Source organism: Bacillus sp. G402, from assembly GCF_051172515.1.
Classification (GTDB): Bacteria; Bacillota; Bacilli; order Bacillales; family Bacillaceae; genus Bacillus; species Bacillus altitudinis.
In genome coordinates, this window is sequence record NZ_JBPIZC010000005.1 from 104649 (window position 1) to 117753 (window position 13105).

Genomic DNA, 13105 nt, shown 5'->3' on the forward strand with positions numbered 1-13105 from the left:
ATAAAGTAGTGAAAAAGACTGAAAAAATGAAAAAGGTGAATCACGGATGAAAAAACAACTTAAAATTCAAAAACTGCATGGGATTTCCCCATATATTTGGGCGATTTTTTTCATCCTGCCCTTTTATTTTATCTTTAAGACCCCTTCGACTTTAGGCATTGTGATCGGCATTATTTTAAACGTCGTCTTTTTTGCGGTCTACCGTTTTGCCTTTGTCTCAAAGGGCTGGTCGTTATATGTATTTGGCCTTCTATTAATCGCCATTTCGACTGGTTATGTGATGCTCTACAGCTACATTTATTTTGCTTTTTGTATCGCCTATTTCAACGGGCATATCAAAAGAAAAGTCCCTTTCTATATCTTATACTATATCCATCTAGCGAGCGCTGCCGTAGCAGTGAACTTTAGCCTGATCTTAAAAAAGGGCTGGTTTCTCACGCAAATTCCGTTTGTCGTGATTACACTGATCAGCGCCATCCTCCTCCCTCTTAGCATTAGAAGCAGGAAGGAACGTGAACGGCTAGAAGAGAAATTAGAATATGCCAATGAACGGATCGCCGATCTTGTCAAACTTGAAGAAAGACAGCGAATTGCTCGCGATCTGCATGACACACTTGGACAAAAACTCTCTCTCATTGGATTAAAAAGTGACCTTGCCCGTAAGCTCGTGTATAAAGACCCTGAACAGGCTCGTGCCGAACTAAAAAGCGTCCAGCAGACAGCTAGAACGTCTCTAAATGAAGTGCGAAAAATTGTTTCTTCCATGAAAGGCATTCGGATCAAAGATGAAATATTGAACATCAAGCAAATCCTTGAAGCCGCCGATATTGACATGATTTATGATGAAAAAGAAGCGCCGAAACACATCTCTCTTCTTAACGAAAACATTGTGAGCATGTGCATCAAAGAGGCCGTGACGAATGTCGTCAAGCATAGCGACGCCACTGTCTGTCAAATCACGATTCATCAAAAGTCAAAGGAAGCTGTCATTACAGTTGAGGATAACGGCACATTTAAAGGCAGTCATCCATCCTCTCAATCGAAGGGACATGGCCTTGCAGGGATTAGAGAAAGATTGGAATTTGCAAATGGACGCCTGCACATTGAGACAAAAAACGGGACGAAGCTGATCATGAGCATTCCAAATGATTCAGCAGCGAAAGATAAGGAGGAAATAAAATGATTAACATCTTTATCGCAGAGGATCAGCAAATGCTGCTCGGTGCTCTTGGATCGCTTCTCGATTTAGAAGACGATATGACGGTTGTTGGAAAAGGTACAAACGGCCAGGATGCCATAGATTTTGCTAAAAAACACCCGGTCGACATTTGTTTAATGGATATTGAAATGCCCGGGAAATCTGGGCTCGATGCCGCTGAAGAACTTAAAAAGTCTGATGTGAAGATCATCATTTTAACAACCTTTGCTCGTTCTGGCTATTTTCAAAGAGCACTGAAAGCTGGCGTTAGCGGCTACATGCTGAAGGACAGCCCAAGCGAGGATTTAGCAAGTGCCATCCGAAGCGTGATGAAAGGGAAAAAGGTGTACGCCCCTGAATTAATGGAAGACTTGTACAGCGACGAAAATCCTTTAACTGAACGAGAAAAGTCGGTTCTAGAACTCGTCGCAGACGGAAAAAACACAAAAGAAATCGCCAAGGAACTCAGCATTAAAAGCGGCACTGTCCGAAACTACATATCCGTTATTTTAGATAAACTAGAAGTCAAAAACCGAATTGAGGCCATTACTCGTTCCAAAGAAAAAGGCTGGTTTAAATAAGAAAAAAGATCAGGTCATACCACTGCCTTGATCTTTTTTTCTTTTTATCAGAATTCCTCTATCCACTGCTAAAATATCATTGACAACAAACCTCACTTCTATGGTATGATATCTGAGTGATAATAATTATCATTATCACTCATACAACCAAATACACGGCTGATGTGCCGATTTCAAAGGAGTTTACATTCATGAAGAAAATATTGTTCCCTCTGATGCTCATCTTCGTACTTGCGTTGAGCGCATGTGGCAATAGCAGCAACTCTTCCTCAAATAAAGGAAAGCAATCAACGTCATCGGACACGATTACATATCAATCTGAAAATGGACCTGTGAAGCTGCCAGCAAATCCAAAACGTGTTGTTGTTCTCGCCTCTTATACAGGAAATGTCTTGTCACTTGGTGTGAACCTTGTGGGTGTTGACTCTTGGTCAAAAAAGAATCCACGTTTCAAAAAGAAATTAAAAAATGTGGAAGAAGTATCCGATGAAAATGTGGAAAAAATCATGAAGCTAAAGCCTGATGTCATCATCGGTTTAAGCGGTGCAAAAAATGTAGAAAAACTGAAAAAAATCGCCCCTACCGTTTTATTCACGTATAACAAAGTCGATTACCTTCAGCAGCATATTGAAATTGGAAAAGTCTTAAACAAAGAAAAAGAAGCAGAAGCATGGGTCAAGGATTTCAAACAGCGCGCAGCTGAAGCTGGCAAAGAAATCAAAGCAAAAATCGGTGAAGATGCAACCGTATCTGTCTTTGAAAGCGGCACAAAAGATCTTTACGTCTTTGGAGATGCATGGGGACGCGGAACAGAAATCCTCTACCAAGCAATGAAACTAAAAATGCCTGAAAAAGTAAAAGAAAAAGCATTAAAAGCTGGTTATTATGCGGTATCACAAGAGGTCATCCCTGAATTTGCCGGAGACTATATGATCATTAGCAAAAACAGCGAGATGGACAATTCCTATCAAAACAGTGAAATCTATAAGTCCATTCCTGCTGTGAAAAAACATCGTGTGTATGAAGCAAATGCGGAAGAGTTTTACTTTAATGACCCACTCACACTTGAATATCAATTATCATTCTTTAAAAAGCACTTTTTAGGTAAATAAACCGAAGCAAGGGATCTCTTCCCTTGCTTTTTTACTGTCTGCTTCTAGCGGGAGTGCCTGTTTTCCGCTACAATGATGTACAAGTAATTCAAAAAGTGTGGTGCTCGTTTTGTTTAAAATTTTGCTGATTGAGGATGATACAACCCTCTTCCAAGAAATCAAAGAACGTTTAGTCAACTGGTCTTATGATGTGTATGGGATCAACAATTTTCAACAGGTCATGCAGGAGTTCACTTCCATCCAGCCTGATTTAGTCATTATTGATATTCAGCTGCCAAAGTACGATGGCTTTCATTGGTGCCGGATGATTCGGCATCATTCTAATGTGCCCATCATCTTTCTTTCATCTCGTGATCATCCTGCTGATATGGTCATGTCGATGCAGCTTGGAGCTGATGATTTTGTACAAAAGCCCTTTCACTTTGACGTTCTCATCGCCAAAGTAAGTGCTGTTCTTCGCCGAGTCCATGATTATAATGCGGAACCAGCCAACTTAAAAGTCTGGTGCGGCGCTACCCTTGATCTCGAAAATAATACAGTGACAAATGAAAACGGTGAGGTTGAATTAACAAAAAATGAGTTTTTTATTCTAAAAGAATTGATTCAGCATAAAAATCATATCGTCAAAAGGGAATCTCTCATCCAAGCTTTATGGGACGATGAACGATTCGTGAGTGACAATACACTCACTGTAAACGTCAACCGCCTTAGAAAAAAACTAGACGAAATCTCCCTTGGCGCCTTCATTGAAACAAAGGTGGGTCAAGGTTATCTTGCAAAAGAAAAGGATGATCAATGATGCTGCAAGCATTTCTAAAAGAACGAAGAAGCTGGATCTTGTTCTTTCTTAGTTTGCAGCTTCTCATTCTCTTTGTTGCATATTTGGATACAACGATTCCACTGGCTTCTCTTTTTTATATCGTGCTTTTGTCTACATTACTCTTCATTGTTTTTCTTTTTTTTCGTTACCGGAAAGAAACTGCTTATTACATGCAACTGAAAGAATGGGATGAAAATATAGACCATCAAATGCGTCTCAAACCCTCTTCCCCCTTTGAACAAATTGTACAGGAGGCAGCATCAGAGCAAATTGACCGATACCGCCAGATGACGGCTAAGCAAAAGACTGCGCTGGAAGAAGAAAAAGATGAACTGCTCTCATGGATACATGAGGTGAAAACGCCGCTCACGGCGATGCACTTAATGATTGACCGCATAACAGAACAGCCGCTCAAATCAAATATGACATATGAATGGCTTAGAATACATTTACTCCTTGATGCACAGCTGCATCAAAGCAGGATCCAACATATTGAAAATGATTTATTTATTGAAAAACTGGATCTCCAAAACATGCTAACGAAAGAAATCAAAGCGCTCCAATCGTGGTGTATGCAAAAAGGAATTGGCTTTGACCTTTTATTAGAAGAGCGAGATGTATTAAGTGATACAAAATGGTTATCCTTTATGATCAGACAAGTGCTGACAAACGCCGTCAAGTACAGCCAATCATCTGACATTATCATCGAAAGCAAACAAATGAACGAACAAGTGGTGCTCACCATCACAGATCAAGGCAGAGGAATTGACCCAAGAGACGTGTCCCGTATTTTTGAAAAAGGCTTTACCTCCACAAGACATCACAATGACACGGCCTCCACAGGCATGGGGCTCTATTTAACAAAAAAGGGAGCTGACGCTCTTCATATCACGATCGAGGTCAACTCCACATTAGATCAAGGGACAACTTTCACCTTTATTTTTCCGAAAAAGAATGATTTTGTGCATATTGCAAGCATGTGAACATACAGTTCAAGAAACCCAATCTCTTCATCCAACGATGCATTGAAGAGATTGGGTGATTTTATACAGCCATATCACGCTACTTCACGGCATATTTCTCCTAGCTGTTTCCTTCTATAAATACTCATTAGCAGCCCGACTGACATCATTTCTAGAAGAATATGAGATCCCCCATAGCTCATAAAAGGCATGGAAACTCCTGATATAGGCAATAATCCAAAGTTTGTGAAAATACTTAAGATAAATTTTGCTGCAAATGTGGTTGCCAAACCAATCATTAATATTTTGCCATAAGCAGATTGAACTCGTTTCGCTGTATGAACTACTCTATAAATCAAAGTCACAAACAACATAAGAACGGCCAATCCTGCAAACCATCCGAATGAATAAATGATATACGTCAACATCCAATCAGTGTGAACATCATACAATGCGTACGGATTTATTTGAAAACCATTTGAGCTAAATTCATGAAGTGAGTATTGGTAAAAGTGGGCCATATCAGCTTGATACAGAGAAAATAATTGAACAATGAGATAGACAATACCTGCTGCTGTAAACGGAATAAGCTGTCTCATTCTTGCATGAGATACATACATCATCGTTATGCATATGACCATAAAGGTGATGGTTGCAGAAAGAGATCCGACTATATGTAATAAAATAATGGGTAAAGTGACAATCGCTAACCCTAGCCAGGACTTGAAACCATTCTTCCAATTCCAAGATTGATAAATGCCAGCTAACGAAATAATCATCAGAAATGGAAAAATTTCAGTCAGATTGATCGATCCATTATTTAAGCTTAAAAAGAGAATACCGTTCACTCTTGTCCCAATCATCATTGTAAGAATCAGCATTCCAATCGTTCCTATGTATAAATGCCATGAATAGGGTAAAAAGCGCCGATAATCAAAAGCAAACAGTCCAAGCATCAACGCAAGACCAAATACATAGTAAATGAGACTTTTATAAAAGATATTCGTGTCTTGAAAATGAAGTAAATGAGAATGAAACTGAAAATAATACATTACAAACAGCCCAAATAAACAAGTAGCTAATACAAGAAGTATCGTTTTAAAGTCAACTTGAGTTTTGTGTGTTTCATGAAGCTGCATTCCGAGTATGGCTGCATCTCCAATTTGATCGAGCGCTTGATCTACCGCCTCTTCTTCTGACATGCCCGCACTGACCGCTTCCTCTTTCAGCGTGTATAAATGATCACGAAGCTCAAGCTTTATACTTGCATGTACGTCTTTATTTTTGATTCGTTTACACACATTTTTGATATATTGTTCAAACTTTTTCTCTAGTCCCATACGACTTTCTCCCCGTTCAAAACGCCATCTACTGCATCTTTAAACACAGTCCATTCTTCTTTCTTTTCCTTCATAAACGCTTTGCCTTGTTCATTAATCCGATAATACTTCCTTTTTCGATTGCCATTCCCTTCGCCCCAGTAAGACACAATAAATCCTTTCCCCTCCAAAGTGTGCAAAATAGGATATATCGTCCCCTCTTTAAAGCTAAAAATTCCTTCGGATTTCGACTCCAATTCCTTAATCATTTCATATCCATACATCGGCTTTTCATTTAACAAGCTTAAAATAAGGGTAGCAGTACTCCCCTTTAGAAGCTCTTTACTCACTTTCATCCATCGTCACCTCTAATACATAGATTTACTATGCATATATTTGATATGCATATCTTACATGAAATCAAATACTCTGTAAAGGTTCATCAGAAAAAAACAAGAAATTTGATACATCATAGCGAAAAACAGATAAAATAATTGAATAACAATCTGAATTCTACATAAGGCTTTGACATATGAAACAAGCATGTGACAACAATGTCACATGCTCGTCTGTTTTGTTCGCCAAATCGCAGGAAGTCTGATCGGCTTCTTTTTATACTAGAGATATCAATTAAATAAAAAAGGGGTTCGACAGATGAACATTTTAGAAGCTCGCAAGTTATATAAAAGCTATGGAAATAAATTCAATAAACAAGAGGTGCTGAAAGGCATTGATTTGACGATAGAAGCTGGAGAATTTGTCAGCATCATGGGGCCATCAGGTTCGGGGAAAACGACCCTTTTGAACGTATTGTCATCGATTGATCATGTGTCCAGCGGATCGATTCGGATCGCAGATGCAGATATGACGCAAATGAAAGATCAGCAGCTCGCTGAATTTAGAAAGAAACAGCTTGGCTTTGTTTTTCAGGATTACAACTTACTTGATACACTCACGGTTAAAGAGAACATCCTCTTGCCATTATCCATCTCCAAAACGCCTAAAAAAGAAGCTTTTGAACGCTTTCAACAGCTTGCAGAGGATATGGGGATTTATGAACTAAGAGACAAATATCCAAATGAACTGTCTGGTGGACAAAAGCAACGGACATCTGCGGTACGTGCCTTTATTCATGAACCAAGCCTTATTTTTGCTGATGAACCAACTGGAGCACTTGATTCCAAATCTGCTTCTGACTTACTGAACAAGCTGCAAGAATTCAATCACAAGCGCAAAGCAACCATTGTCATGGTGACGCATGACCCTGTTGCAGCCAGTTATTCAAGACGAGTGATTTTTATCAAAGATGGACAGATCTATACACAATTGAATAAAGGCGCTCTAGAGAGAAAGATGTTTTTCGAGGATATTATGAAAACGCAAGGTGTTTTAGGCGGTGTGAAGCATGAACATTAATCAGCTCGTCTTCCGCAATCTGAAGAAAAACTTAAAAAATTACTATTTATACGTGTTTGCACTTGTATTTAGTGTGGCGCTCTACTTTTCCTTTGTCACCTTGCAGTACTCACCAGCACTTGATGATGTAAAGGGGTCCATTAAGGGCGGTGCGTCGATTAAAGCCGCTTCAGTACTACTCATTGCCATTGTTGGAATCTTCCTGTTATATGCGAACAGCATTTTTATTAAACGAAGAGGGAGAGAAATAGGTCTCCTGCAGCTCATTGGCATGACGAAACAAAAAATTGCCAAACTACTCAATGCAGAAAACTTTATCCTATACGTGGTCTCCATGGCTATTGGTATCATAGCTGGATTTATCGGTTCAAAACTCATGCTGATGGTGCTATTTAAAGTAACCGGCGTGAACGCCATCGCCAACCTGCATTTTTCAGGCATGGCCCTTTTGCAGACACTGATCGTCTTTTTCGTTATCTATGGATTAATTATGTTAAGAAATCGATGGTTTATTAATAGACAGACGATTTTATCTTTGTTTAGAACCACATCTTCTACAGAACAGCGTGTGAAAAAAATCTCTGTGTTTGAAATCATCATTGGGGTTCTAGGCATTGCATTCATCAGCTCAGGCTATTATATTTCTTCTCAGCTTTTTACCGGCACATATACGTCCATGCTTGAGTTACTTTTAGCAATGATTTATATTCTTGGCTCTGTCATTATCGGTACCTTTCTTTTCTATAAAGGCTCTGTTTCATTCATTGCCAATATCGTACGTAAAAGAAAAAATGGCTATCTCGCCATTCATGAAGTCCTGTCTCTGTCATCTATTATGTTCCGGTTAAAATCAAACGCACTGCTTTTAACGATTATTACAACGGTATCTGCGCTTGCCATCGGGTTGTTATCTTTAAGCTACATTTCCTATTACTCAGCAGAAAAAACCGCTGAACAACAGATCCCTTCACATTTCGTCATGGGATCTGAGAAAGAAGCCAACACCTTCACTCGTGCACTTTCTGACAAACATATTGCGTATGAAACAAAGCAATTCAAGGTCATTCAAGCGAAGTTTGACGCAAAGAAGATCATGGATTCAGAGATTAAAAATATGAATAATGATCCAGGTGTCTTAACTCTACCTGTGATCAGTGAGAAAAACGCACCAAATATTCATGTGAAAAGCAACGAAGTCATCTTAAGCGGCTACAGTGATTTATTGAAGAAATTCATGCCGATTCAAAGTTCAGGTGATGTGAAACTACTTATTAAGAAACCCCTTGATTTAAAGGTCATTGATATGAAGAAAGATTACCTCATCTCTTACAACTTCACGTTTGGTGGTCTACCTGTTGCTGTCGTCAGTCAAAGTGTCTTTGAGCAGCTTGACCAGCAGAAAGATCCTAAACTTCAGGTTGAGCATAATCAATATCACGCAGTCAATATAAAAGATGATCAAAACCTTGAACAAGCGAATGATGTGTTTACCTCTTTAAAACTAGGTGACAACAGCATGTCTCAATTGGCTACCACTCAGCAGCAAAAGCAAACAATAGGACTGATGATGTTTGTGGTCGGATTTTTAGGTCTCAGCTTCCTTGTCACATCAGGCTGTATTTTATACTTTAAGCAGATGAATGAAAGTGAAGAAGAACAAAGCTCTTACACGATCTTGCGTAAGCTTGGTTTTACTGAGAAGGATCTATTAAAAGGTATTCGGCTCAAACAGCTATTTAACTTTGGGATTCCGCTCATTGTCGGCTTGCTGCACAGCTACTTTGCAGTACAGTCAGGCTGGTTTTTATTCGGCGGTGAACTGTGGGCACCAATGCTCATCGTCATGTCGATTTATACGGTGTTATATTCTATCTTCGGATTCCTATCTGTCCAGTATTACAAAAAAGTCATTAAAGAATCCTTGTAATCTCATCCCCATAGGCAGCTGCCTATGGGGATTGTTTGTTTATGATGGCGTTGATTCAAACTTGTGCGATAAAATATGATCTCTTGCCGCATAAGCTTTTTGTTTGATCTCTTCTAAGTTCACTCCAACTAGCTTCCCATTTTGTTTCACTGCTTTTCCAGCCACATAGACAGAATCAACATTTGAAGGGTGTGCCGTTTGCACAACTGCCCCAGCTGGATCTGTCATCGGAAGAAGATTCATGCTTGTCCGATCGATCAAGATAAAATCAGCTTCTTTTCTAGGTGTGAGCGAGCCGATTTTGTCATCAAGCTTCAAGGCACGAGCCCCGTTTATTGTGGCTGCTTCAAGCATTTGCTGTGCAGACAATCCAAGTTCAGGCCCTGGCATCGTCCCTTCCATCAATAAAGATTGATTTTGAATCGCCCGCTCCGCCTGTAGTCCGAATTTCATTTGGGTAAATAAATCTCCGCCTGTCGCTGTCACCACATCTACACCAAGCGTTGGCAGAACGCCATTTTCAATGGCGAGCCCTGTGACAGGATATCCGTGTCCCATCATCATTTCAATCTCAGGTGTAATCGAGATGGAGCTTCCGCTGTCAGATAACATCTTCATTTGATCTGCATCAATTGCATTGATATGCACCATATTCAAATCAGGCCCGAGCAGCCCTGCTTGATGAAGCCGCTCAATCGATCGATCCGCCGCTCCCCAATTTCCAAAGCCAATGTGCATACTGCATAATGCATCTAGTGATCTCGCTGTTTCAATTTCAAAGACGGTCGTCTCCCATGAAGAAAATTCAGGTCCACGAATGGCAAGTCCCATCGTCAACAGCTGATCCGATGATTGAAAATGTTTTTGTTTCACGCGGGCTGCGTCTTCCATATTCGTGAGCGTACTCTCTCTGTCCCAATACGCTGCATCTCCAGAGGTACCAAAACCAAAGACCGCTCGAATACCCGCATCTTTTAAACCTCCAATGAGTTCTTCTGTATGATCCATAGAATTGATCATCGTCCAGTCGAAAAACGTTGTCACTCCTGCATCTAATGCCTCTAATGCGCCTAAATAATTAGCAATTCGATCATCTGATGGACGTCTCATCGCCCCATAGTTGCCATAATAAATTTTGCTCAAATACGTTTGCAAAGACCAATCTGTTCCGATCCCCCGTATGACAGACTGCCACACATGACGATGGGTATCCACAAGCCCTGGCATGATGACCATGTCAGACGCATCCACAACATCAGCACCGCTTGCTTCAATCGAAGGTCCGACTTCTACAATATGTGCCCCTTCAATTAATAGATCTCCCTTCTCCAGAAAACCTAAAGATGGATCAAGTGTGATAAGAGCCGCATCTTTAAACAATGTTTTCTTCATCCATATCCCCCTTTTCAAATAAAGAGAATGAGTCACTCACCCTCTCTGTCATTTTAAGACATAACAGGTTCAAATTAGAAGAAAAGTGACTCAAGGAATGTGGTTTTATGAGCTGATATTCCGAAAATAGTTGTATATCCGTTTTAATTTCACGTCATGCTTCCCTTTTGGACTTTCCATCATGCCAAATTCAAAGAACTTCACCGGTTTAATCCCGACATATTGTAAAAGAGCTCGTTTCATTAAGATTTTGTGGGCATTTTGCAAAAAGAAGAAAGGATAGTGGGTCGGTCCTTGCATTGTCGAAACACATACAGCCCTCTTTCCTTTTAACAAGCCTTCTGGAAGCAGCCCGCCTGTTTGACGATAAGCAAAATTCGCTGCAAACATGCGATCAATAAAACCAAGTAGCATGGCTGGCGGCCGCCCCCACCAAATCGGATAAACAAACACGATGTTGTCTGCCCATTTGATTTTCTCTTGATATTCTTGAATCTCAGGGTCCTTATGCATATCACGTCTTTTTTTCTCTTTATTAAAAATAAGTACAGGATCAAATTTGTCTTGGTATAAATCGATGCTTCTCACTTCTTGAACGTTTGGATTTTCTTCACTGCCCTTTAGGATTTCTTTAAAAAAAGCACCATTTAAACTATTGTGATGAGGGTGAGTATAAATAATGAGTACATTCATGGTTTGTCTCCTTTAGTTATCATTTGATAATCAAAAGCATACACCCCTCTTTTTTAGTTGTCAAATGATAATTGTTTTTTGATAATAAATTTGGTATGGTACGTAGGAGGTGAAACATGATGAAAAACCCACATTTTTTCAAAGAGTTTGTCACATTTGCTTCTACTTTTTCTGAGCTGAAACATGCTATGATGAGCAAGATCAAACCATCTGATCTAACCACTCTACAATATTTGATTCTGGAGCAGTTAGCCGTCAGTGAGCCGCTAACACCTAGCGAAATCGCCGATTGTCAGCACATGTCTCTTCCGAATGTCAGCAGAGAATTGAAAAAGCTTCACGAAAAACAATTCATTGATAGACAAGAAGATAAAGATGACAAGCGAAAACATGTCATTATGCTGTCTAAAAAAGGCCGCGAGTGTATGGACAAAGCATTTCAACAAATTGAATCCATGCTCATGGACAGCCTTTCTTCCTCTGACCAAAATCAAATGGATGATATCGTACAAGCTCTCCGTCTATTAAATCAAACCATCTTCAAAAAATGATCGAATGAAAAAAGCATGAGCGTATCGCTCATGCAAATGATTTTTGAACACATTAGTAAAGAGATGCTAAAAGATACGTGATGAAACCTACTATGTTTTATTCGTATTCTTATATAAATTCCACAGCAAAACTGGTACACCAAACGTCAATGTATCAAAGACAGCAAGCACTGCCCCTTTATGCTGTTCTTTATGAGCCATTTAAAACCTCTAAATTACATTTTTATAATGTAGCATAGATCCTATTTTGATCATTTCCTACAGGTAATTGAACCGTCAGCATGTCTGATAAAAATGAACAGGATGTAACTGAAGCTTCTCCCGAAATAGTAGTCAACAAAAAAGCGCCAGATGTTTTCCATCCAACGCTTTTTCCCATGACATGTTCAGCACTCATTTTCATGCATCACGTCTCTTTTGCTCTATGTATCCTTTATCCAATAAGCTGATAGGCGATATATAATGCAACCAGCCAGATCATGACGGCTGATGCTTTATTGATCCGGTTCATCCACTTGCCGTTTGTATCTAGCTTTCCTAACATTTTCCCGAGAAGGGCAAGACCCATAAACCATAACCACGAGACAATGATACAGGCTGCGGTAAATGCCACCTTTTCCGCCCCATGATATTGAAGAGAGTTCGTCCCTATCACTCCTATTGTATCGAGAATCGCGTGAGGGTTTAAAAGTGAAACGGAACAGGCAAATATGATTTGTTTTCTCATAGGCATCAAGTCCACCTTTTCTTGATTACCTGATGCACAGCTCGTGTTCCAAACTGACCACCCCATATAAAGTAAAAAGAAAAATCCAATGATAAAAAGAGCTATTTGCAAGATCGGAATGGTGAGAACAACAACCGAAACCCCAATGACAGCTAAAGTGATTAAAAGTGTGTCGCAGAGGGCGGCTGTGATGACCACAGGCAGCACGCGATATAATCGAGGCTGAAGGGCTCCTTGCTGAAATACAAATACATTTTGCGCGCCCAAAGGTAAAATAAGACCAAAGGCAAGCACAATTCCATGAATAATCGCAATCGACATCTTCAGAACATTCTCCTTTTCAAGTCATCCTTACACATTTTAACATAAAACATCATGAACGAATTTTACATATTTGATTTGTCCAA

14 protein-coding genes are annotated in these 13105 nt (G+C 39.7%); 8 read left to right on the forward strand and 6 right to left on the reverse strand.

The window, feature by feature from the left end; translation table 11 throughout:
* Positions 1–46 precede the first annotated feature (46 nt).
* The 5 genes from ACSBQP_RS17595 (at position 47) to ACSBQP_RS17615 (ending at position 4694) form a co-directional block, all read left to right on the forward strand.
* On the forward strand, positions 47–1183 hold the full coding sequence (locus tag ACSBQP_RS17595) for a sensor histidine kinase (protein ID WP_108611312.1): 1137 nt from the start codon (positions 47–49) through the stop codon (positions 1181–1183).
* The gene (locus ACSBQP_RS17600) at positions 1180–1779 is read left to right on the forward strand and encodes a response regulator transcription factor (RefSeq protein WP_035391139.1); all 600 of its coding nucleotides are present in this window, start codon (positions 1180–1182) and stop codon (positions 1777–1779) included. The genes ACSBQP_RS17595 and ACSBQP_RS17600 overlap by 4 nt, the downstream gene beginning before the upstream one ends.
* 191 nt (positions 1780–1970) lie before the next feature.
* Positions 1971–2891: an iron-hydroxamate ABC transporter substrate-binding protein gene (locus ACSBQP_RS17605; protein WP_017367846.1), complete on the forward strand. Its 921-nt coding sequence runs from the start codon at positions 1971–1973 to the stop codon at positions 2889–2891.
* 109 nt (positions 2892–3000) lie between these two features.
* Complete coding sequence (locus tag ACSBQP_RS17610; RefSeq protein ID WP_047945292.1) at positions 3001–3690, forward strand: response regulator transcription factor; 690 nt, start codon at positions 3001–3003, stop codon at positions 3688–3690.
* Positions 3690–4694, forward strand: coding sequence for a sensor histidine kinase (locus ACSBQP_RS17615; protein ID WP_019743716.1), 1005 nt, complete (start codon positions 3690–3692; stop codon positions 4692–4694). The genes ACSBQP_RS17610 and ACSBQP_RS17615 overlap by 1 nt, the downstream gene beginning before the upstream one ends.
* A 74-nt stretch (positions 4695–4768) precedes the next feature.
* Here the strand turns inward: ACSBQP_RS17615 and ACSBQP_RS17620 are convergent, their stop codons facing one another.
* Positions 4769–6013 carry an FtsW/RodA/SpoVE family cell cycle protein gene (locus ACSBQP_RS17620; protein ID WP_046344207.1) on the reverse strand — a complete coding sequence of 415 codons (1245 nt, stop codon included), beginning with the start codon at positions 6011–6013 and terminating at the stop codon, positions 4769–4771.
* Positions 6004–6348, reverse strand: coding sequence for a PadR family transcriptional regulator (locus ACSBQP_RS17625; RefSeq protein WP_035391131.1), 345 nt, complete (start codon positions 6346–6348; stop codon positions 6004–6006). The genes ACSBQP_RS17620 and ACSBQP_RS17625 overlap by 10 nt, the downstream gene beginning before the upstream one ends.
* 298 nt (positions 6349–6646) lie before the next feature.
* Here ACSBQP_RS17625 and ACSBQP_RS17630 point away from each other — a divergent pair, with 298 nt between their 5' ends.
* Both ACSBQP_RS17630 and ACSBQP_RS17635 read left to right on the forward strand, forming a co-directional pair.
* The gene (locus tag ACSBQP_RS17630) at positions 6647–7408 is read left to right on the forward strand and encodes an ABC transporter ATP-binding protein (RefSeq protein WP_017358290.1); all 762 of its coding nucleotides are present in this window, start codon (positions 6647–6649) and stop codon (positions 7406–7408) included.
* Positions 7398–9335: an FtsX-like permease family protein gene (locus ACSBQP_RS17635; RefSeq protein ID WP_435028675.1), complete on the forward strand. Its 1938-nt coding sequence runs from the start codon at positions 7398–7400 to the stop codon at positions 9333–9335. Before ACSBQP_RS17630 ends, ACSBQP_RS17635 begins: the two co-directional genes overlap by 11 nt.
* A gap of 39 nt (positions 9336–9374) precedes the next feature.
* Here the strand turns inward: ACSBQP_RS17635 and ACSBQP_RS17640 are convergent, their stop codons facing one another.
* Both ACSBQP_RS17640 and ACSBQP_RS17645 read right to left on the reverse strand, forming a co-directional pair.
* A complete protein-coding gene (locus ACSBQP_RS17640) occupies positions 9375–10727 on the reverse strand; it encodes an amidohydrolase family protein (protein ID WP_341021001.1) in 1353 nt (450 codons plus the stop codon).
* 105 nt (positions 10728–10832) lie between these two features.
* Positions 10833–11420: an NAD(P)H-dependent oxidoreductase gene (locus ACSBQP_RS17645; protein WP_435028676.1), complete on the reverse strand. Its 588-nt coding sequence runs from the start codon at positions 11418–11420 to the stop codon at positions 10833–10835.
* A 116-nt stretch (positions 11421–11536) separates the two neighbouring features.
* On the opposite strand from ACSBQP_RS17645, the gene ACSBQP_RS17650 reads away from it, so the two are divergent.
* Positions 11537–11971, forward strand: a complete 435-nt coding sequence (locus ACSBQP_RS17650) for a MarR family winged helix-turn-helix transcriptional regulator (RefSeq protein WP_223255648.1) — start codon at positions 11537–11539, stop codon at positions 11969–11971.
* A gap of 223 nt (positions 11972–12194) precedes the next feature.
* On the opposite strand, the gene ACSBQP_RS17655 is transcribed toward ACSBQP_RS17650, so the two are convergent.
* On the reverse strand, positions 12195–12374 hold the full coding sequence (locus ACSBQP_RS17655; RefSeq protein WP_046344213.1) for a hypothetical protein: 180 nt from the start codon (positions 12372–12374) through the stop codon (positions 12195–12197).
* Positions 12375–12404: 30 nt separating this feature from the next.
* Positions 12405–13019, reverse strand: coding sequence for a LysE/ArgO family amino acid transporter (locus ACSBQP_RS17660; RefSeq protein ID WP_435028677.1), 615 nt, complete (start codon positions 13017–13019; stop codon positions 12405–12407).
* Between the last annotated feature and the right edge of the window lie 86 nt (positions 13020–13105).